This window comes from Curtobacterium sp. MCPF17_021 (assembly GCF_003234605.2).
GTDB classification, from domain to species: Bacteria; Actinomycetota; Actinomycetes; order Actinomycetales; family Microbacteriaceae; genus Curtobacterium; species Curtobacterium flaccumfaciens.
In genome coordinates this window covers 1,613,851-1,632,994 of sequence record NZ_CP126252.1, presented here as the reverse complement: position 1 = coordinate 1,632,994, position 19,144 = coordinate 1,613,851, and the positions used below count along the sequence as shown (strand labels likewise).

At 71.5% G+C, this 19,144-nt stretch carries 19 protein-coding genes; 3 read left to right on the top strand and 16 right to left on the bottom strand.

The genetic code is table 11. The features are described from left to right. Nucleotides 1–334 precede the first annotated feature (334 nt). From DEJ29_RS07660 to hrcA, 12 genes are all read right to left on the bottom strand, one after another. Nucleotides 335–1,735 (bottom strand): ABC transporter permease, encoded by a 1,401-nt coding sequence (locus tag DEJ29_RS07660; protein ID WP_111095220.1) that lies wholly within the window; start codon nt 1,733–1,735, stop codon nt 335–337. Beyond that, nucleotides 1,732–2,484: an ABC transporter ATP-binding protein gene (locus tag DEJ29_RS07655; protein WP_111095221.1), complete on the bottom strand. Its 753-nt coding sequence runs from the start codon at nt 2,482–2,484 to the stop codon at nt 1,732–1,734. The genes DEJ29_RS07660 and DEJ29_RS07655 overlap by 4 nt, the downstream gene beginning before the upstream one ends. Nucleotides 2,485–2,596: 112 nt before the next feature. Continuing rightward, nucleotides 2,597–3,286, bottom strand: a complete 690-nt coding sequence (locus DEJ29_RS07650; protein WP_111023147.1) for a response regulator — start codon at nt 3,284–3,286, stop codon at nt 2,597–2,599. Beyond that, nucleotides 3,283–4,521 carry a sensor histidine kinase gene (locus DEJ29_RS07645; protein WP_146248359.1) on the bottom strand — a complete coding sequence of 413 codons (1,239 nt, stop codon included), beginning with the start codon at nt 4,519–4,521 and terminating at the stop codon, nt 3,283–3,285. Before DEJ29_RS07645 ends, DEJ29_RS07650 begins: the two co-directional genes overlap by 4 nt. Before the next feature lie 73 nt (nt 4,522–4,594). After that, the gene (gene era, locus DEJ29_RS07640; protein WP_111023145.1) at nt 4,595–5,533 is read right to left on the bottom strand and encodes a GTPase Era; all 939 of its coding nucleotides are present in this window, start codon (nt 5,531–5,533) and stop codon (nt 4,595–4,597) included. Beyond that, on the bottom strand, nt 5,530–6,852 hold the full coding sequence (locus DEJ29_RS07635; protein WP_110864648.1) for a hemolysin family protein: 1,323 nt from the start codon (nt 6,850–6,852) through the stop codon (nt 5,530–5,532). Before DEJ29_RS07635 ends, era begins: the two co-directional genes overlap by 4 nt. Before the next feature lie 3 nt (nt 6,853–6,855). Beyond that, on the bottom strand, nt 6,856–7,317 hold the full coding sequence (gene ybeY / locus DEJ29_RS07630; RefSeq protein WP_017886675.1) for an rRNA maturation RNase YbeY: 462 nt from the start codon (nt 7,315–7,317) through the stop codon (nt 6,856–6,858). After that, on the bottom strand, nt 7,314–8,456 hold the full coding sequence (locus DEJ29_RS07625; RefSeq protein WP_502866892.1) for a PhoH family protein: 1,143 nt from the start codon (nt 8,454–8,456) through the stop codon (nt 7,314–7,316). Before DEJ29_RS07625 ends, ybeY begins: the two co-directional genes overlap by 4 nt. Next, nucleotides 8,446–8,799, bottom strand: a complete 354-nt coding sequence (locus DEJ29_RS07620; RefSeq protein ID WP_110864647.1) for a histidine triad nucleotide-binding protein — start codon at nt 8,797–8,799, stop codon at nt 8,446–8,448. The genes DEJ29_RS07625 and DEJ29_RS07620 overlap by 11 nt, the downstream gene beginning before the upstream one ends. Before the next feature lie 38 nt (nt 8,800–8,837). Then, entirely contained in the window at nt 8,838–9,575 is a 738-nt protein-coding gene (locus DEJ29_RS07615) for a 16S rRNA (uracil(1498)-N(3))-methyltransferase (RefSeq protein ID WP_111095224.1), read from the bottom strand. Continuing rightward, nucleotides 9,575–10,687 carry a molecular chaperone DnaJ gene (dnaJ, locus tag DEJ29_RS07610; protein WP_017886671.1) on the bottom strand — a complete coding sequence of 371 codons (1,113 nt, stop codon included), beginning with the start codon at nt 10,685–10,687 and terminating at the stop codon, nt 9,575–9,577. The genes DEJ29_RS07615 and dnaJ overlap by 1 nt, the downstream gene beginning before the upstream one ends. Nucleotides 10,688–10,720: 33 nt before the next feature. Continuing rightward, on the bottom strand, nt 10,721–11,740 hold the full coding sequence (gene hrcA / locus DEJ29_RS07605; protein ID WP_027465308.1) for a heat-inducible transcriptional repressor HrcA: 1,020 nt from the start codon (nt 11,738–11,740) through the stop codon (nt 10,721–10,723). A gap of 110 nt (nt 11,741–11,850) precedes the next feature. Here hrcA and DEJ29_RS07600 point away from each other — a divergent pair, with 110 nt between their 5' ends. Continuing rightward, complete coding sequence (locus DEJ29_RS07600) at nt 11,851–12,324, top strand: DUF4870 domain-containing protein (RefSeq protein ID WP_349775195.1); 474 nt, start codon at nt 11,851–11,853, stop codon at nt 12,322–12,324. Nucleotides 12,325–12,361: 37 nt separating this feature from the next. Here the strand turns inward: DEJ29_RS07600 and hemW are convergent, their stop codons facing one another. Then, nucleotides 12,362–13,615, bottom strand: a complete 1,254-nt coding sequence (gene hemW / locus DEJ29_RS07595; RefSeq protein ID WP_111031147.1) for a radical SAM family heme chaperone HemW — start codon at nt 13,613–13,615, stop codon at nt 12,362–12,364. A gap of 29 nt (nt 13,616–13,644) precedes the next feature. Between hemW and DEJ29_RS07590 the strand changes: the two genes are divergently transcribed. Then, entirely contained in the window at nt 13,645–14,337 is a 693-nt protein-coding gene (locus DEJ29_RS07590) for an HAD family hydrolase (protein WP_181438084.1), read from the top strand. 97 nt (nt 14,338–14,434) lie between these two features. Here DEJ29_RS07590 and DEJ29_RS07585 read toward each other — a convergent pair whose 3' ends face one another. Further along, entirely contained in the window at nt 14,435–15,082 is a 648-nt protein-coding gene (locus tag DEJ29_RS07585; RefSeq protein WP_035808235.1) for a DUF1990 domain-containing protein, read from the bottom strand. A 131-nt stretch (nt 15,083–15,213) separates the two neighbouring features. Here DEJ29_RS07585 and DEJ29_RS07580 point away from each other — a divergent pair, with 131 nt between their 5' ends. Further along, complete coding sequence (locus DEJ29_RS07580) at nt 15,214–15,711, top strand: hypothetical protein (protein WP_284174313.1); 498 nt, start codon at nt 15,214–15,216, stop codon at nt 15,709–15,711. Between the two features lie 90 nt (nt 15,712–15,801). Here the strand turns inward: DEJ29_RS07580 and lepA are convergent, their stop codons facing one another. Both lepA and DEJ29_RS07570 read right to left on the bottom strand, forming a co-directional pair. Beyond that, complete coding sequence (lepA, locus tag DEJ29_RS07575; RefSeq protein ID WP_017886664.1) at nt 15,802–17,649, bottom strand: translation elongation factor 4; 1,848 nt, start codon at nt 17,647–17,649, stop codon at nt 15,802–15,804. Nucleotides 17,650–17,940: 291 nt separating this feature from the next. Next, nucleotides 17,941–19,107: a pyridoxal phosphate-dependent aminotransferase gene (locus tag DEJ29_RS07570; protein ID WP_111095423.1), complete on the bottom strand. Its 1,167-nt coding sequence runs from the start codon at nt 19,105–19,107 to the stop codon at nt 17,941–17,943. Nucleotides 19,108–19,144 lie beyond the last annotated feature (37 nt).

The following is a 19,144-nucleotide window of genomic DNA, read 5'->3' as shown; positions in this document are numbered from 1 at the left end:
ACATCGGGACCAACGGTAGCACCGGAGCAGCGGGCTGGCGCAAGCGTGTGACGCGGGACTGCCCGCTGCTTCCGAACGGGGTGCCGAGTGGGGTGCCGAGTGGACGCCGAGTGGGGTGCCGAGTGGTCGGGACATGCCGCGGGCCGGTCGCCGAGTGGTCACGTTGTGTCGCCCGGGCCGCGTCTGGACGACGGTTCGTGACACCTCGGCGGACGGGAGCGGCGTGGCGGGGCCGGGCAGGGCACGTCGGCGCGACCCCACGACGGACGGGAGGCCCGGTGCCAGCTGGCACCGGGCCTCCCGTGTCGTCGCGTGGTGCGACCAGGGCGACGGGTCAGTCGACCGCGAGGGCCTCGGTCGGCGGGACGCGCATCGCGCGCCGCACCGGGGCGATGGTGGCGACGACCGCCAGGACCAGTGCGCCGATCACGACGATGCCGATGGTCAGCGGCGGCAGCACCGGTGCCACGGGCGTCCCGAGCGAGCCGAGCAGCGTCTGCCCGCCGACCCAGCCGTACAGCGTGCCGAGCGCGAGCCCCGCGACGACGGCCGCGACGACCATCTGCACGGCCTCGGTCACGATCATCCGTCGGACCTGCGCACCGGTGAGGCCGAGCACCCGCAGCAGTCCGAGCTCGCGTCGACGCTGGAGCACCCCGAGGGCCAGGGCGTTCACGACCCCGACGGCGGCGATCACGGCGGAGAACCCGACGACCACGCTGACGACGGCGTTGATCTGCACGAAGAGGTCGCGCTGCGCCTCGATCATCTGCGGGGTGGCGCTCCCCGCGCTCATGGCCCGCATCTCGGTCTCGAGCACGTGCTGCATGATGCCGAGCGCGACCGCGAAGGTGACGAGCAGGGTGACGCCGATGACGAGCCCGATGGTCGCCCGCGAGGACCGTCCCGGCGCCCGCATCGCGTTCCGTCCGGCGAGCAGGACGACGGGGTCGTGCGAGCCGATGCGGCCGATGAGCTGCAGCACCGGCGGCATCACGATCGTCGCCCCCACGGCGACCCCCGCGAAGGACACGAACCCGCCGAGCGCCGCCGGCAGGACCGCGACCGGGGACAGCGAGCTCACCGCGAGCCCGAGCAGCATCAGCACGGCACCGCCGGCCATGAGCACGATCGCCCAGACCTTGCGGGCCGTACCGGACCGGACGTCGTCGTGGCTCGGCTCGACGGACGACGACAGCGCTTCGAGCGGGGTGACGGTGAGCACGCGGCGCGACCCGGCGGCGAAGGCACCCCAGGTGGCGAGGACGACGGCCACGACCGGCAGGACGAGCTCCCACGGCACGTACGTGTACTCGGTCTCGGGCAGGACCCCGTTGCCCCGCAGGACGATGACGAACAGGGCCGAGAGCGCGGTCCCCACGACGGCGCCGATGACCCCGCCGAGCACACCGACCACCAGGCCGGTGCGGGTGATCCGCGCCCGCAGGGTCGCACCGGTCGCGCCGACCAACCGCTGCAGGGCGATGATCCGGGTCTGCCCGGCGATCAGGGTGGCGCAGGTGTTCGCGGTGACGATCGCGCCGACGTAGAGCGCGATGCCGAGGAACAGCCACCCCACCACGGACAGGATCGCCTTGATCGGACCGAGGTCGGCAACCCCGGCGGCTCGGAGCGCCTCGGTCACGATCCCCGGTGCGATGACGAGGGCGGAACCGAACGTGGTGCCGAGGGCTGCGACCAGGACGGTGGGGGCGAAGGAGCGGACGCCGTTCACGCTGCTGCCTCCATCCCGAGCATCGTCGTGGAGATCGCGCCGGCGTCCATCGCGGGGCGGTCGGCCACGATCCGGCCGTCGGCCAGGAACAGGATGCGGTCGGCGTTCGCGGCGGCCACAGGGTCGTGCGTGACCATGACGACGCTCTGCCCCCACTCCTGGACGGCACCGCGGAGGATCGCGAGCACGTCGCGCCCCGTGCGGGAGTCGAGCGCGCCGGTCGGTTCGTCGGCGACGACCACCGCCGGTCGCGATGCGAGGGCACGTGCGATGGCGACGCGCTGCTGCTGCCCGCCGGAGAGCTGGTGCGGACGGTGGGTCAGCCGGTTGCCGAGCCCGAGCATCTCGACCAGCCGGTCGATCCAGGCGGTTTCCTCGTGCGAGGGCTTGTGCCCACCGAGCAGGAACGGCAGCCGGATGTTCTCGCTGACGTCGAGCGTCGGGACGAGGTTGAACGACTGGAACACGAAGCCCAGCCGACGACGACGCAGCTCCGTGAGGTCCTTGTCGCCCAGGGCCGTGATGTCGACGCCGTCGATCTGGATCCGGCCGGCGGACACGGCGTCGAGGCCGGCCGCGACGTGCATGAGCGTCGACTTGCCGGACCCGGACGGGCCCATCACGGCGGTGAACTCGCCCGCACCGATGTCGACGCTGACATCGTCGAGCGCCGTCACCCGCCGGGCGGCGTCGCCGTAGTGCTTGGACACGTGGTCGAGACGGATGATCGGGGCGTGGCTCGTGGTCATGCATCCACGATGGCGGTCGGCGGTCATGTCCCGCGTCGCTCGGTCGGCTCCTGTGGATCGTCCGCTCGGCTCGGTTGCCTGTGGAGGGGTCATCCCCGCGGATGACCCTGCCTCAGTCGGCCTTGGTGACGAGCCCGTGTTCGTGGGCGAAGACGACGAGTCGCACCCGGTCGCGGAGCTCGAGCTTCGTCAGGACCCGCGAGATGTGCGTCTTGACGGTCGCCTCGCTGACGTACTCGTGCTGGGCGATCTCGCTGTTGCTGAACCCCCGGGCGGCCAGGTCGAAGATCTCGCGCTCACGCGGGGTGAGGTCGGCGAAGGCCGCGGGGACGGCGGCGGCGCGTCCGACCGAGTCGTCGTACCGCCGCAGGAGCTCCCGCGTGGCCGACGCGGCGAACACCGCGGTGCCGGCGTGCACGGTCCGGACCGCCGCGAGCAGGAACTCGGGGTCGGCGTCCTTGAGCACGAAACCGCTCGCACCGGCGCGGATGGCCTTGGCTGCGGCCTCGTCGAAGTCGAACGTGGTCAGCACGAGCACCTTCGCACCGTCGGTGCCGGACTGCTCGACGATGTGACCGGTCGCCGTGATGCCGTCCATCACGGGCATCCGGACGTCCATCAGCACGACGTCGGGACGGGTGCGTCGGACGAGTTCGACCCCCTCGGCACCGTCGCCCGCCTCGCCGACGAACCGCAGGTCGGGCTGCGAGTCGATGAGCATCCGGATGCCGGTGCGGAACAGCGCCTGGTCGTCGACGAGGGCGACACGGATCCGGTGCTCGTCGGTCGGGATCGTGGTCATCGGGCGGTGCGCTCCTGCTCGGTCGGGGTGATCCGGCCGCGGGGCATCTGCCCGCTGGCCGGGACGGTCGGCATCCGGACGGCGACCGCGAAGTCGTCTCCTCGGGCCCCGGCGGTCATGGTGCCGCCGGTCATCACGGCGCGCTCGCGCATGCCGACCAGGCCGTGGCCCGTGCCGGGGCCGCGGACGCCGTCGTCGGCACGGCGGTTCACGACGGCGATCTCGACGGTGTCCGGCCGGTAGGTCAGAGCGGCACGCACCGGGCTGCCGGGCTCTCCGTGCTTGTACGCGTTCGTCAGGCTCTCCTGCACGATCCGGTAGACCGCGAGCTGCGTGGTGGTGGGCAGTCCGGCGGGGTCGCCCTCGCGTTCGACGCGCACGTCGAGCCCGAGCTGCCGCATCTCGTCGACGAGCCGGTCGATGTCGTCGATCTCGGGCGTCGGCGCGGTCCCCTGCTCGTGCCGGAGCGCGCCGAGGAGTTCGCGCACGTCGCCGAGCGCCCGCCGGGCGGTGGCCGAGATGGTGCTGAGTGCCTGGTCGGCGACGGCGGGGTCGGCCTTCAGGGCGTACCGGGCACCGTCGGACTGCGCGATGACGACCGCGAGCGAGTGCGCGACGATGTCGTGCATGTCGCGGGCGATCCGAACGCGCTCCTGCTCGACCGCGACGGCCCGGTCGGCCCGCGCCGCATCACGTTCGGCGAGCAGCTGGGCCTCGCGACTCATGCTCGCCGAGCGACGGGTCCGGACCACGAGTCCGGCGAGCCACGGCAACAGCAGCAGGAGCAGGACGACGGCGAAGAACGACAGGGTGACCTGCAGCGACTCCTGCAGCGGCGTCGACGCGGTCTCGTAGGTGAGTCGGTTCTGGTAGTCGTCGAAGCCCATGTAGGCGGCCGCGGCCACGGAGCCGACGATCGCCGACACGAGCCCGGCCAGCCGCACACGGCGGCTGCCGTACGCACTCGTCGTGTACATGACGCCGGCGATGAACGCGTTCGACACGTCCGGCACCTGCAGGGTGGCCATCTCGAAGACCGCGAACACCCACGCCACGGCCAGGGCGAGTCCGGGTGACAGACGCCGGAGTGCCAGGGCGGCGGTCATCCCGACCACCGTGATCACCGACAGCGGCCCGTCGAGCCCGCGCCCGCTGGCGACCAGCACGAGGCCGCCGAGCAGCACGGCGATCAGCAGGTCGGTGATGACCTGCGCGCGCAGCATGGGACGGAACACCCGTCCACGGTACGGCGGGCCGCTCGTCCCCGCGTCCCTCGGTCGGATGACCCGGGGTGCGAGCGGCGGACGGTCAGAAGCCGAGGCGTCCGAGCTGTTTCGGGTCACGCTGCCATTCCTTGGCCACCTTCACGCGGATGTTCAGGTAGACGTGCCGGCCGCCGAGCAACGACTCGATCTCGACGCGGGCCCGCGAACCGACGTCCTTCAGGCGCTCGCCCTTGTGTCCGATGACGATCGCCTTCTGGCTGTCCCGCTCGACGAACAGGTTCGCGAAGATGCGCAGGGGGCCGTCGGCGTCCTCGTCGGCGTCGGGCTCGACGATGTCCTCGATGACGACGGCGAGCGAGTGCGGCAGTTCGTCACGGACACCTTCGAGCGCGGCCTCGCGGATGAGTTCGCCGATGCGCTCCTCGTCGGTCTCCTCGGTCACCGCGCTCGAGTCGTACAGCTGCGGCGACTCGGGCAGCAGGCTCGTGACGACGCCCAGCAGGTCTTCGAGCTGCATGCCACGGGTGCCCGAGGTCGGAACCACGGCGTCCCAGTCGCGGAGCTTCGAGACGGCCAGCAGCTGCTCGCCGACGCGGTCCTTGGAGGCGCTGTCGATCTTGGTGACGATCGCGATCTTCTTCGCCCGCGGGTACTGGTCGAGCGTGTCGTTGATGAACCGGTCACCGGGACCGACGGGCTCGTTCGCCGGCACGCAGAACCCGATCACGTCGACGTCGCCGAGGGTGGACTGCACGAGGTCGTTGAGCCGTTCGCCGAGCAGGGTGCGCGGACGGTGCACGCCCGGCGTGTCGACGATGATCACCTGGCCGTCGGGCCGGTGCACGATCCCGCGGATGGCGCGCCGGGTGGTCTGCGGCTTCGACGAGGTGATGGCGACCTTCTCGCCCACCAGGGCGTTGGTCAGCGTCGACTTGCCGACGTTCGGACGGCCGACGAACGAGACGAAGCCCGCGCGGTAGGGCTTGTCCGAGCCGGCCTGGGTGGTGTCGGTGTCGGTCATGCGTGCGTGGTTCCCGTCGTGGTGGGTTCGGCGTCGTCGAAGGCGTCCTCGACGTCGGCCAGGGCGTGGGTGCGCTCGGCGAGCACGGTGATGAGGTGGCGGCGCTTGCCCTCGACCCGGTCGGCGGTCAGGACGACCCCGGACACGGTGACGGTGTCGCCGGAGACGGCCAGGTGTCCGAGCTCCTTGGTGAGCAGGCCACCGGCGGTGTCGACGTCGTCATCGTCGAGCTCGATGCCGAACAGGTCGCCGAGCTCGTCGATCGGCAGTCGGGCGGAGATCCGCCAGATGCCCGGTTCGACCTCGGTCCGGTCGACGACGGCGCGGTCGTACTCGTCGGAGATGTCACCGACGAGCTCTTCGATGAGGTCCTCCATGGTCACGAGCCCGGCGACTCCGCCGTACTCGTCGACCACCAGCACCAGGTGGTTCTTGGCGACCTGCATGTGCCGCAGGGTGTCGTCGGCGTGCTTCGACTCCGGCACGAACTCGGCGGGCCGCAGCAGCCGGCTGACCCGCTCGCTGCGGGACGCCGGTCGTTCGTACAGCGACCGTGCGACGTCGCGCAGGTAGAGCACACCCCGCACGTCGTCGCTGTCCTTGCCGGTCACCGGCATCCGGGACACTCCGGCGGCCAGGAACTGCTCCATAGCCGCGGCGAGCGTCTCTGCACCGTCGACGGTGAGCATGTCCGTGCGGGGCACCATGACCTCGCGCACCAGGGTGTCGCTGAACTCGAACACCGAGTGGATGAGTTCGCGGTCCTCGTCCTCGAGCACGTTGCTCTCGGTGGCCTCGTCGACGAGCGAGAGCAGCTGCTCCTCGCTCGACACGGTGGAGGCGCTCCGGCCGCGGCCGGGGGTGACCCGGTCGCCGATCCGGACGAGCAGCCCGGCCAGCGGACCGAGCACGATGCGGACCCCACGGACGATGCCGCCGGTCGCACCGATCAGCCGCTCGGCGTGGGCGCGTCCGACGCTGCGGGGGCTCGACCCGACCAGGACGAACGACACCGCGGTCATGATCGCGGCGGAGAGCACGAGTGCGAGCCACCAGCTGTCGAAGGCGCGCACGAGGGCGATCGTCACGAGCACCGCGGCCGCGGTCTCGGCGAGGACGCGGAAGAAGTTCAGCGCGTTGACGTGCGCCCCGACGTCGTCCGCGATCGCCTCGATGGCGCGGCGGCGCTTGTTGCCCCTGGCGATCTCCTCGAGGTCGGCACGGGAGACCACCGAGAGCGCGGCGTCGCTCGCGGCGAGGAGTCCGCCGAGCACGACGAGCCCCAGCGCCACCGCGAGGAGTCCGGCGACGACGACCACCGGCTACCGCCCTCGGTGCTGGGCGGCGAAGGCGGTCAGGATCTCGCCCTGGATGCCGAACATCTCGGCCTTCTCGTCGGGCTCGGCGTGGTCGAAGCCGAGCAGGTGCAGGATGCCGTGGCAGGTGAGCAGCAGCATCTCGTCGGTGCTCGAGTGCCCGGCGGTCTTCGCCTGCTCCTCGGCCACCTGCGGGCAGAGCACGATGTCGCCCAGCAGCCCGGCCGGCGTGGGGTCGTCCTCGGTGCCGGGACGCAGCTCGTCCATCGGGAAGCTCAGGACGTCCGTCGGGCCGGGCTCGTCCATCCACCGCACGTGCAGCTGCTCCATCGCGCCCTCGTCGACCAGCACGATCGCGAGCTCGGCATCGGCGTGGACGTGCATCGCGTCCAGGGCGAAGGCCGCGAGCCGCTGGATCGCGGCCTCGTCCACCTCGACGCCGGACTCGTTGTTGAGCTCGATGCTCACCGGGTGCCTCCTCGGGCGTCGTTCTGGGGGTACGGGGGTCGTGCGCGATCCTGCGGCGGGCGCCCCCGGCGTTCGGCGCGGTTCGCTCCGTCGGGGTTGCCGACCGGGGCGGTGCCACGGCCACCGGGACGCTGCCCGGCCTGCTCGGCGAGGCGCTCCTCGTCGTAGACGGTGTACGCGTCGACGATCCGGCCGACGAGGGTGTGGCGGACCACGTCCTCGCTGCCGAGACGGGCGAAGTGGATGTCCTCGACCTGGTCGAGGATGCGCGTCACGAGCCGGAGACCGGAGACGTTGCCCGGCAGATCGACCTGGGTGATGTCACCCGTGATGACCATCTTCGAGCCGAACCCGAGCCGGGTCAGGAACATCTTCATCTGCTCGGGCGTGGTGTTCTGCGCCTCGTCGAGCACCACGAACGAGTCGTTGAGGGTCCGGCCACGCATGTACGCCAGCGGGGCGACCTCGACGGTGCCTGCCGCCAGGAGCTTCGGGACCAGCTCCGGGTCCATCATCTCGTTGAGCGCGTCGTACAGCGGGCGCAGGTACGGGTCGATCTTGTCGGTCAGCGTGCCCGGCAGGAAGCCGAGCCGCTCGCCGGCCTCGACCGCGGGACGGGTGAGGATGATCCGGTTGACCTCGCGCCGCTGCAGCGCCTGCACGGCCTTGGCCATCGCCAGGTACGTCTTGCCGGTACCGGCCGGACCGATGCCGAACGTGATGGTGTGCTCGTCGATGGCGTCGACGTAGGCGCGCTGCCCGTCGGTCTTCGGCCGGACGGACTTGCCGCGGCTCGACACGATCGGGGTGCCGAAGGTGTCGGACGGCTTGCGGTCGTCGTCGAGGATGCGTGCGGACATCGGGATGTCGGACGGGCCGATCTCCTGCCCGCGCCTGACCATGCCGACGAGCTCGTCGACGAGCGCCTTCGCGCGTGCGACGTCGCGCTCGGGCCCGGTCAGCGTGACCTCGTTGCCACGGACGACGACCCGGACGCCCGGGTACTGGCGCTCGACCGTCTTGAGCAGACGGTCCTGGGGACCGAGCAGCTGCACCATGGCGATGCCGTCGACCTGGAGCGAGACCGACACCGGCTCGTTGTCGGCGGCGGTGGGCTGTACTGGTTCGTTAACCGGCAAGGGTGCCTTCCTGCAGTTCACCTGCGAGTACGTGCGCGTGCACGTGGAACACGGTCTGACCGGCGGCTTCGCCGGTGTTGAAGACGAGTCGGAACTGGCCGTCGGCGCGGTCGTCGGCGATGCGCTGCGCGGTGGCGACGACGTGGGCCAGCAGGTCGGGGTCGCCCGCTGCGAGTTCGCCGACGGTCGCGTACTGCTCGGTCTTGGGGACGACGAGCACGTGGACGGGAGCCTTCGGGGCGATGTCCTCGATCGCGATCACACGGTCGTCCTCGGCGACGATGGTCGCCGGGATCTCACGCGCGATGATCTTGGAGAAGACGCTGGGCGTGCTGCTGCTCATGGCTCCATCGTAGGACGCGCCCGACGGCGTGGTCCGGCTCACCAGCGACCCAGTCGCGCCTGCAGGACAGCGAGTGCCGCCGGTCCGGCGGTGGACGTGCGGAGCACGCTGTCGCCGAGTCGGACGCGCACGGCACCCTCGGCCTCGAGCCGGCCGAGCTCCGCGCCGTCGATGCCGCCTTCGGGGCCGACGACGAGGGCGATGTCCTCGGCGTCCGTCGGGGGTTCCCAGGTGGCGAGCCGCACGGTCGCGGTCGGGTCGAGCAGGACGAGGGCGGTCCCCGCTCCGAGCGCGGACACGAGCTGTCCGGTCGCCACCAGCGGCGCGACGACGGGCACGCGCGGACGGATCGCCTGCTTCGCGGCCTCGTGCGCGATCGCGGCCCACCGGGCACGGCCCTTCTCGACCTTCGCGCCGTCCCACCGGGAGACGCTGCGCGCGGCCGACCACGGGACGACCCGGTCGACGCCGATCTCGGTCGCCGCCTGCACCGCCATCTCGTCACGGCCGCCCTTGGCCAGGGCCTGCACGAGGGTCAGCGACGGGCGCGGCGCCTCCTGGTGCTCGACGGTCTCGACCGCGAGCTCCAGCGTGTCCTTGCCGAGCGTGGTGACCGGCCCGGACACCACGGTGCCCCGACCGTCGGCGATCCGCAGGACCTCGCCGACCCGGACACGCGCGACGGAGACCGCGTGCCGGCCCTCGGCGCCGTCGAGCGACACCGGGTCACCGACGGCGACGCCGTCCAGCGAGTCGACGAGGTACAGCGAGGCCATCAGTGGTTGAAGAACCGGTCGCGGAGCTTGCCGAACATGCCCTGCTGGAACCGGGCGAGCTGCGGGGCGGTGGTCTTGTGCGACTTCGCGAGCTGCTCGACCAGCTGTCGTTCCTTGTGGGACAGCTTGGTCGGGGTGACGACCTGCACGCCGACCCGCAGGTCACCGCGGCCGTTCCCGCGCAGTTTCGTGATGCCGCGGTCCTTGATGACGAGGACGTCGGCGCTCTGCACGCCGGGCCGGATCTCCAGCTCGACCGGACCGTCGAGGCCGTCGATCGTGGTGGTCGTGCCGAGGACGGCGTCGGTCATGCCGACCTCGAGCGTCGCCAGCAGGTCGTCGCCGTCACGGCTGAAGACGTCGTCGTGGCGCACGCGGATCTCGAGGTACAGGTCACCGGACGGGCCGCCGGCCGGGCCGACCTCGCCCTGGCCGGGCATCTGCAGGCGCAGGCCGGAGTCGACGCCGGCGGGGACGTCCACCGGCACGGTGCGACGTGCGCGGACGCGGCCCTGACCCTGGCAGGTCGGGCAGGGGCTCGGGATGACGGTGCCGTACCCGCGGCAGGTGCCGCACGGGGCGCTCGTCACCACGTTGCCCAGGAGCGAACGGACCTGGCGCTGGATGTGCCCCGAGCCGCCGCAGATGTCGCACGTGCGCGGGCTGGTGCCCGGTGCGCAGCAGGAACCGTGGCAGGTCTCGCACAGCACCGCCGTGTCGACCTCGACGTCCTTGTGGGTGCCGAAGACGACCTCGTCGAGGTCGACCTCGATGCGGAGCAGGGCGTCCTGACCGCGCTCGGCACGGCTGCGCGGGCCCGAGCCACGGCCGCCGCCACCGCCGCCGCCGAAGAAGGCGTCGAAGATGTCGCTGAAGCCGCCGGCGCCACCGCCGAAGGGGCTGTCGGCCTGCGGGCCAGCGTCGTACCGGCGTCGCTGCTCGGGGTCGCTCAGCACGTCGTACGCGTGCGTCACGTCCTTGAAGCGCTCGGCGGCGTCGGGTGCCGGGTTCACGTCCGGGTGGAGCTCACGCGCCAGGCGGCGGTAGGCCTTCTTGATGTCGGCATCGGAGGCGTCTCGCTGGACGCCGAGGACGTCGTAGTGGTCTGCCACGTATCCCTCAGTCGGTTGGGTTCGGTCGGTTGGTCAGTGTTCGCCCAGGAGCTTGGACAGGTAGCGGGCGACGGCGCGGACGGCCGCCATGTTCGTGCCGTAGTCCATGCGGGTCGGTCCGAGGACGCCCAGGCGGGCCACCTCGCCACCGGCCAGGTAGCCGCCGGCGACGATGCTCGTGGCGTCGAGTCCGTACTCGGCGTTCTCGACGCCGATGCTGGCCGCCACCGCGATGTCGTCCACCTGCATCTCCCCGAACAACCGGAGCAGGGTGACTTGTTCCTCGATCGCTTCGAGCACCGGGAAGAGGCCGCCGGAGAAGTCCTGCTCGCTCTTCGCCAGGTTCGCCGCACCGGCCATCAGCAGGCGGTCCTGCCGGTTCGCCGCGACCTGCTCGATGAGCGTGGCGACGACGACCCCGCCGAGCGTCTGGGCGTCGGGGCGGAGTTGCTGCGGCACGGCTCGGAGCGCGGTCGGGACGTCCTGCAGCAGGAGCCCCACCGTCGCGCCGTTCACCACGGTGCGGAGTTCGCCCAGCGAGTCCTCGTCGAGCGGGACGTCGGTCTCGACCACGCGCTGTTCGACGCGGGCGGTGTCGGTGATGAGCACCACCATCAACCGTGCGTCTCCGAGCCGGACGAGCTCGACGTGCTGCACCCGGGCGCGCACCATCGAGGGGTACTGCACCAGGGCGACCTGGTTGGTGAGCTGGCTGAGCAGCCGGACGGTGCGCCCGAGGACCTCGTCGAGGTCGTTCGGGGCGCCGAGGAAGGTCTCGATGGCGTGCCGCTGCGCGCTGGAGAGCGGACGGGCACCCGCCAGGTGGTCCACGAAGACGCGGTACCCCTTGTCGGTCGGCACGCGCCCGGACGAGGTGTGCGGTGCGGCGATCAGCTGCTCGTCCTCGAGCAGGGCCATGTCGTTGCGGATCGTCGCGGCGCTGACCCCGAAGGCGTGCCGCTCGACGATGGTCTTCGACCCGACGGGTTCACGCGACGCCACGTAGTCACGCACGATGGCCTTGAGGACCTCGAGGCTGCGTTCACTGACCACGAGCGCCTCCTTTCCCGATCGACCTGGCACTCGGACGTGTCGACTGCTGATCCTACGCCCGACCGCTGACGGCCCGGGACTTCCGGGCGGTCGGCCGATACGCTTCCGCCATGACCTACGGACAGCAGCCCGACGGCCCCGGACCCGAGCAGCCCGGCGGCCCGTACGGCCACGGCCCCGGTGGCCCCCAGCAGCCCGGCGGGACCCAGTACCCCGGCGGGCCGCAGTACCCCGCCGGCTACACCCCGCCCCAGCCGATGAGCCCGGAGGACCAGCGCCTGTGGGCCACGCTGACGCACATCGGTGGCATCTTCTTCAACTTCATCGCGCCTTTGGTCGCCTACCTGGTCCTCCGCGATCGAGGCGGCTTCATCCGGGAGCACACCCGGGTCGCCCTGAACTTCCACATCACGATGGGGATCGCCTACGTGGTCGGTTCGCTCACGTCGGTGTTCGGCGTCGGGGTCCTGATCATCCTCGCCGCGGGCATCGTGTCGCTGATCTTCAGCATCAAGGCCGCGATCGCCGCGAACCAGGGCCAGTTCTACCGTTACCCGCTCTCGATCGAGTTCATCAAGCAGTAAGCGGTGAGCAGTGCGAAGCGAGCAGTGCGCACGCCGGTCAGTCGAGCAGCTCCCGCACCACCGCGTCGGCGAGCAGGCGACCCTGCAGGGTCAGGTCGATCCGTCCCCGCACCGCGGCCGACCCGTCCACGAGTCCGCGTGCGATGAGGCCGGCGACCCGGCCACGGGCCTCCTGGCGGATCTCGCTCGTCGCGAGCTCCCCGCGGACCCGCGCCGCCAGCAGCAGTCGCTCGACGTACCGCGTCTCGTCGTCGATGGTCTCGCGGCCGGCGGCCGGCGACTCCCCCGACAGCACCCGGTTCGCGTACGCGGCCGGGTGCTTGACGTTCCACCAGCGCGTGCCGGCGACGGCGGAGTGCGCGCCGGGGCCGACGCCCCACCAGTCGTGGCCCTTCCAGTAGGACAGGTTGTGACGACTCGCGTGCGCGTCGCCGCGCGCCCAGTTCGACACCTCGTACCAGGAGTAGCCGGCGTCGCCGAGCACCTGGTCGGCGAGCTCGTACATGTCGGCGGCCAGGTCGTCGTCGGGGGCTGGGAGCTCGCCGCGGGCGACCATGCGGCCCATCGCGGTGCCGTCCTCGACGATGAGCGAGTACGCCGACACGTGGTCGGGCTCGCAGGCGATCGCGGCATCGAGCGAGGTCCGCCAGTCGGCGAGGGACTCCCCCGGCGTCGAGTAGATGAGATCGAGCGAGACGTCGAGTCCCTGCTGCTTCGCGAGGTCGACGACGACGGGGACCCGGAGCGGGTCGTGCGTGCGGTCGAGCGTGGCGAGCACGTGCGGCACGGCGGACTGCATGCCGTAGCTGATCCGGTTGAAGCCGCCGGCCCGCAGGGTCTCGAGCGACGCCGCGTCGACGGAGTCGGGGTTCGCCTCGGTGGTGACCTCTGCCCCGGGCAGGATGCCCCAGGTGTCGTCGATCGCACGGAGGATCATCGCCAGGTCGGACGCCGGCAGCATGGTCGGGGTGCCGCCGCCGAAGAAGACGGTCGACACCGGCCGCCGCGGCACACCGGAACGATCGAGGACGGTCGCGGCCCACTCGATCTCGCGCACGGCGTGCCCGGCGTAGTCGTCGCGACGGACGCCGCGGAGCTCCGACGCCGTGTAGGTGTTGAAGTCGCAGTAGCCGCAGCGCACGCGGCAGAACGGCACGTGCACGTACACGCCGAAGGGGACGTCACCGGCGGCGGGAGCAGCCCCCGGCCCGGCAGCGGAGCCCGCTGCCGCCCACGGGGTGATCAGGCCGTCTGCTGGTGCTGGATCGGCGATCGGGAGAGCACTCGGCATGGAGTCCATTGTCCGTCATGATGGGAGTCATGGAGCACCATCCCGTCCCCACCACGGTCCTGTGGGACATCGACGGCACCCTCGTGATGAACGCGTCGTCCCCGGGCAACCTCTACCACCTCGCCCTCGAGCGGGCGGTGGGCCGCGACCTCACCCTGCGGGTCGGGCACCAGCACGGTCGGACCGACGCCGGGCTCATCGCCGAGCACGTGCGCGCCCACGCGTTCGAGGACACCCTGATCCCCTCGGTCAGTCGGCACCTGCACGACCTCACCGCCGAACGGCACGCGTCCGGCGACCACCGCAGCCCGGTCCCCGGTGCGAAGGCGCTCCTGGCCCGGTTCGCCGAACTCGGCTGGCGCAACGGCCTGCTCACCGGCAACTCCGAGTACCGCGCCCGGGTGAAGCTCACCGGCGCCGGGTTCGACGCCGACGTCTTCGACTGGGAGCACTCGTACTTCGGGGACACTGAGGTCGAGCGGGCCGGGGTCACCCTGCGCGCCGCCGCGGAACTGGTCGGCACCCGGGCGGTCATCGTCGGCGACACCCCGCGCGACGGCGAGGCCGCGGACGCCGCGGGCATCCCCTTCCTGGCCGTGGCGACGGGTGTCTACGACGTCGATGCGCTGCGGCACACGAACGCCGTGACCGTCGCACGCGACTGCCAGCAGGACGCCGCCCTCATCGAGGACGCGATCGCCGCACTCCCACCGCTCCGCTGAGGAGCGGGCTCGGGCGGGAGCGGGCGGGGTCGCGAGACCGCGAGCGACCGCGACCGCGACCGCGACCGAGCGACCAGTCGCCTAGTCGCCTAGTCGCCTAGTCGCCCCGCAGCGCCGCCAGGTACTTCTCCGCCATGACCTTCTGCTGCCGCCGCACGAACGGCGCCACGAAGCGCCACTTCCGGCTCGCCGGCTGCGAGAACTGCCGGACCTGCAGCCACACCGAGCCGTCCGGGGTGCGCTCGACGACGAACGACTCCTCGCCGGAGAGCGGGTGCCCCTCGAGCGTGCCGTAGGCGAACCCCTTGCGGTCGTGCTCGTCGATGATCGACACGACGCGAACCGGTGCCAGCACGGTCTGCCCGAACGCGTGGATCGTCAGCGTCGCGCTCGTGCCCGCCGTCAGCAGCGGGGTGCCGTCGGGGGCGAACTTCTCGACCCGGGGCGTCCCGATGGACGCCGGCGCGATCGGCACACCGTCGTCGTCGAAGGTGACCGGGTTGTACCGGACCTCGTCGTCGTCGGGCTGCTCCTCGACGCGCACGCGGACACCGCTGCGCTCCTGGATCTGCCACGTCAGCGCCTGCACGACGGCGGTCTCGAACCGCTGGTCGCCGTGTCCGATCCGCGCGCGCGACTCGGCCGGCGTGAAGCCGTCCGGCGGGTAGGTCATGAGGTCCGACGCCTGGGTCGCCCCCACCGCGCCGTACGTCAGGGCGGTCCGGTAGCTCCCGCGGATGCTCATGCCGCCATGGTACTTGGGCGGGCCGCCCCGGATCGAACCGATCCACGCTCACCTCCGTCGGATCGGCCCACCCGCCGTGCACCCCGAACTGGAGGCCCGACAACCGTCCGCCCCGCGGCTATCGTCAGCAGGTGCCCCGCCCCACCCCCGCCCGCCCGCGGTCCGTCGACCGCCGGACCGCCGTCCTCGCCGCGCTCACGCTCGTCGCGTTCGGCGTGGCGGCGACCGCCCGGGTGCTGGTGGACGTGACGACCTCGGCCGCAGCGTCGCCCGCGCGGTACGCCACCGCTGCGATCGCCCCCGAGTCGTGGAACGGCTTCGACACCGCGAACGTCATCGCCGCCGTCGGGGCGAGCTGCGCCGGTGCCGGGGTGCTGCTGTTCGGTGCTGCGCTGGTGTCGGCGGTGCGGCGTGATCGTGGCCACCGGCTGGCACTGGCTCTCGCGGTCGTGACGCTCGCGATGGTGGTCGGCGCCGTGGTCGCCGGGGTGGCCTCCGGCGAGCAGACCGACTTCGACGCGGCTGCCCACTGGGCCATCCTGCGGACCGCACTGGCGGGACTGGCCGCTGCGAGCCTCCCGGCCCTCTGCCTGGCCGCCCTGCGGGCGCGCGCCCGCCGCACCGGCTGACCCGCGCCGAGCTTTCGCGCTCACCGACAGATCTCGGCGGTCGCAGTGCGTGAGCTGTCGCTCAGCGCGAAACGCGCCGCGCGCTCGGCGCTACTTCTTCTTCTCTTCGACGTCGCCGGAGAGCGCCGCGATGAAGGCCTCCTGCGGGACCTCGACCCGACCGATGGTCTTCATGCGCTTCTTGCCCTCCTTCTGCTTCTCGAGGAGCTTGCGCTTGCGGGTGATGTCACCGCCGTAGCACTTGGCCAGGACGTCCTTGCGCATCGCGCGGATGCTCTCGCGGGCGATGATGCGGGCGCCGATGGCGGCCTGGATCGGCACCTCGAACTGCTGGCGCGGGATGAGCTTGCGCAGCCGCTCCGTCATGAGCGTGCCGTAGGCGTACGCCTTGTCGCGGTGCACGATCGCGCTGAAGGCGTCGACCTGGTCGCCCTGCAGCAGGATGTCGACCTTGACGAGGTCGGCGGCCTGGTCGCCGGTGGGCTCGTAGTCGAGCGACGCGTAGCCCTGGGTCTTGCTCTTCAGCTGGTCGAAGAAGTCGAAGACGATCTCGCCGAGGGGCATCTCGTAGCGGATCTCGACGCGGTCCTCGCCGAGGTACTCCATGCCGAGCAGGGAGCCGCGGCGCTGCTGGCAGAGCTCCATGATCGCGCCGACGTAGTCCTTCGGGGCCAGGATCGCGGCGCGGACCATCGGCTCGCGGACTTCGACGATGCGCCCGGTCGGGAACTCCGAGGGGTTCGTGACCTCGGTCACGGCGTTGTCCTCGGTCGTGACCTCGTAGATCACGCTCGGGGCCGTGGTGATGAGGTCGAGGCCGAACTCGCGGGACAGCCGCTCGGTGATGATCTCGAGGTGCAGCAGCCCGAGGAACCCGCAGCGGAACCCGAAGCCGAGCGCCACCGAGGTCTCCGGCTCGTAGACCAGTGCGGCGTCGGAGAGCTTGAGCTTGTCGAGCGCTTCACGGAGTACGGGGTAGTCGCTGCCGTCGATCGGGTACAGCCCCGAGAACACCATCGGCTTCGGGTCCGTGTAGCCGGGCAGCGCCTGGGTCGCGGGCTTCTGCGCGCTCGTGACGGTGTCGCCGACCTTGGACTGACGGACGTCCTTCACGCCGGTGATCAGGTAGCCGACCTCGCCGACGGACAGCCCCTTCGTGGGCTTCGGCTCCGGGCTCGAGACCCCGATCTCCAGGATCTCGTGCGTCGACTTGGTCGACATCATCTGGACCTTCTCGCGGGGCGAGATGGTGCCGTCGATCATGCGGACGTAGGTGACGACGCCGCGGTAGCTGTCGTAGACCGAGTCGAAGATCATGGCGCGGGGCGCCGCCTCGGCGTCGCCGACGGGGGCCGGCACGCGACGGACGACCAGGTCGAGGAGCTCGGGCACCCCGACGCCGGTCTTGCCGGACACCCGGAGGACGTCCTCGGGCTTGCCGCCGATGAGCTGCGCGAGCTCGGCGGCGTACTTGTCCGGTTCGGCCGCGGGCAGGTCGATCTTGTTGAGGACCGGGATGATCTCGAGGTCGTTCTCGAGCGCCAGGTACAGGTTCGCGAGCGTCTGCGCCTCGATGCCCTGGGCGGCGTCGACGAGCAGGATCGCGCCCTCGCAGGCGGCCAGGGACCGGGAGACCTCGTACGAGAAGTCCACGTGCCCGGGGGTGTCGATCATGTTCAGCGCGAAGGTCTCACCGTCGAGTTCCCACGGCATGCGCACGGCCTGCGACTTGATCGTGATGCCGCGCTCGCGCTCGATGTCCATGCGGTCGAGGTACTGCGCACGCATCGCGCGGTCCTCGACGATGCCGGTGATCGACAGCATGCGGTCGGCCAGCGTCGACTTGCCGTGGTCGATGTGCGCGATGATGCAGAAGTTGCGGATCGCGTCGGCCGGGGTCGCTGCGGGCTCCAGCGGTGCGGATGCTTGTGGGCTCACGGTTCCTCAGGTGGGTCGGACGGTCGCAACAGTCTCCCACGCTTCACCCGACCTGGAGGCACGGCGCGCGTCCGCCACGCACGGTGCGCGTTCGGTGCGCGTTTGGTGCGCCCTCGCGCCGGCGTCCTGGACCCCGCACGGTGCGAGGGCGGCGGGGCCGTGCGCACTTGACCGCCCGGTGACCGGATGCTGCGCGGCACGGGGCGAGCAGCCTCGCACCAGGTGGAGGACCACGCACCGTGCGCCGTCCTGCCGACCGGCACCGGGCCTCCTGGCCGTGTGGACCGCGCGTCAGACGGTCGCGTGCACCGGAGCCGGCAGGGCACCGAGGCCGCGCCGGAGGTCCTCCGCGGTGGCTGCGAGGCAGACGCGGATCCACCCCTCGCCGGTGCGTCCGAAGGCGCTGCCCGGTGCGACGGCGACCCGCTCGCGCTGCAGGAACCCGAGCGCCCACTCGGCGATGTCCCCGTCGGAGGCGTGCGACATGTCGACCCACAGGTAGAACGCCCCGCGCGGGTCGAGGTACCGGATGCCGGCGGCGTCGAGCGTCTCCTTCGCGACCTCGAGGTTCGCGCGGTAGTGCTCCCGGGCGTCGCGCACCGCGGAGTGGTCCCCCACGATCGCCGCGAGGGCCGCGTACTGGTCGGGTTCGGCGACACAGCTGATCATGGCCTCCTGCGTGGTCCGCATCGTCGCGCCGAGCCCCTTCGGCGTGACGAGGTAGCCGACGCGGACGCCGGTCATCGCGTACGTCTTGCTGAGCGAGAACGCCGAGAACACGCGGTCGTCCTCGTCGAGCGCCGCCAGGCTGACGTGCCGGGTGCCGTAGGTGAAGTACTCGTAGACCTCGTCGCTGATGACCCAGAGGTCGTGCCGCTTCGCGAAGGCCAGCAGCGCGCGCAGGGTCTCCTCGCCGAAGACCGAGCCGAGCGGGTTCGACGGCGAGTTGACGACGATCACCCGGGTGCGTTCGGTGACGCTCGCCTCGAGGGCCTGCAGGTCGGGTTCGAACCCGTGCTGCGGCTCCAGCCGGTACGGCACCGGGGTCGCCCCGATGATGTGGGCGTTCATCGTGAAGGTCGTGTAGCCGGGGTCCGGCACGAGCACCTCGTCGCCCGGGCTCAGGGTCAGCGTCATCGCCTGGAACAGTGCCTGCGTCGCACCGATCGTCATCCAGATCTGCTCGAGGTCGGCCTCGATCCGGTTCTCACGGCGGAGCTTGTCGCGGACAGCTTCGCGGAGGGGCGCGATCCCGCCGTTCGGGGTGTACCCGGTGCGGTCCTCGGTCCAGGCACGACGGGCTGCCTCACCGATGTGCGGTGCCACCGGGACGTCCGGCTCGCCGATCACGAGCATCGTGACGTCGGCGCCGCTCGACTGCAGCAGGGCTGCCTGCTCGAAGACCCTCCGGATGCCGGAGGCGGGCACGGTGTCGATGCGCGGTGCGAGGGAGGGCATGTCCGTCACGGTATCCGGTGCGTGTTGCCGTGGGGTT

Excerpts from the sequence above, each read along its gene's own strand:
- DEJ29_RS07655 (WP_111095221.1), bottom strand. The coding sequence starts at position 2,484 with ATGACCACGAGCCACGCCCCGATCATCCGTCTCGACCACGTGTCCAAG.
- DEJ29_RS07650 (WP_111023147.1), bottom strand. The coding sequence starts at position 3,286 with ATGACCACGATCCCGACCGACGAGCACCGGATCCGTGTCGCCCTCGTC.
- era (WP_111023145.1), bottom strand. The coding sequence starts at position 5,533 with ATGACCGACACCGACACCACCCAGGCCGGCTCGGACAAGCCCTACCGC.
- DEJ29_RS07620 (WP_110864647.1), bottom strand. The coding sequence starts at position 8,799 with ATGAGCAGCAGCACGCCCAGCGTCTTCTCCAAGATCATCGCGCGTGAG.
- DEJ29_RS07615 (WP_111095224.1), bottom strand. The coding sequence starts at position 9,575 with ATGGCCTCGCTGTACCTCGTCGACTCGCTGGACGGCGTCGCCGTCGGT.
- DEJ29_RS07600 (WP_349775195.1), top strand. The coding sequence starts at position 11,851 with ATGACCTACGGACAGCAGCCCGACGGCCCCGGACCCGAGCAGCCCGGC.
- hemW (WP_111031147.1), bottom strand. The coding sequence starts at position 13,615 with ATGCCGAGTGCTCTCCCGATCGCCGATCCAGCACCAGCAGACGGCCTG.
- DEJ29_RS07590 (WP_181438084.1), top strand. The coding sequence starts at position 13,645 with ATGGAGCACCATCCCGTCCCCACCACGGTCCTGTGGGACATCGACGGC.
- DEJ29_RS07585 (WP_035808235.1), bottom strand. The coding sequence starts at position 15,082 with ATGAGCATCCGCGGGAGCTACCGGACCGCCCTGACGTACGGCGCGGTG.
- DEJ29_RS07570 (WP_111095423.1), bottom strand. The coding sequence starts at position 19,107 with ATGCCCTCCCTCGCACCGCGCATCGACACCGTGCCCGCCTCCGGCATC.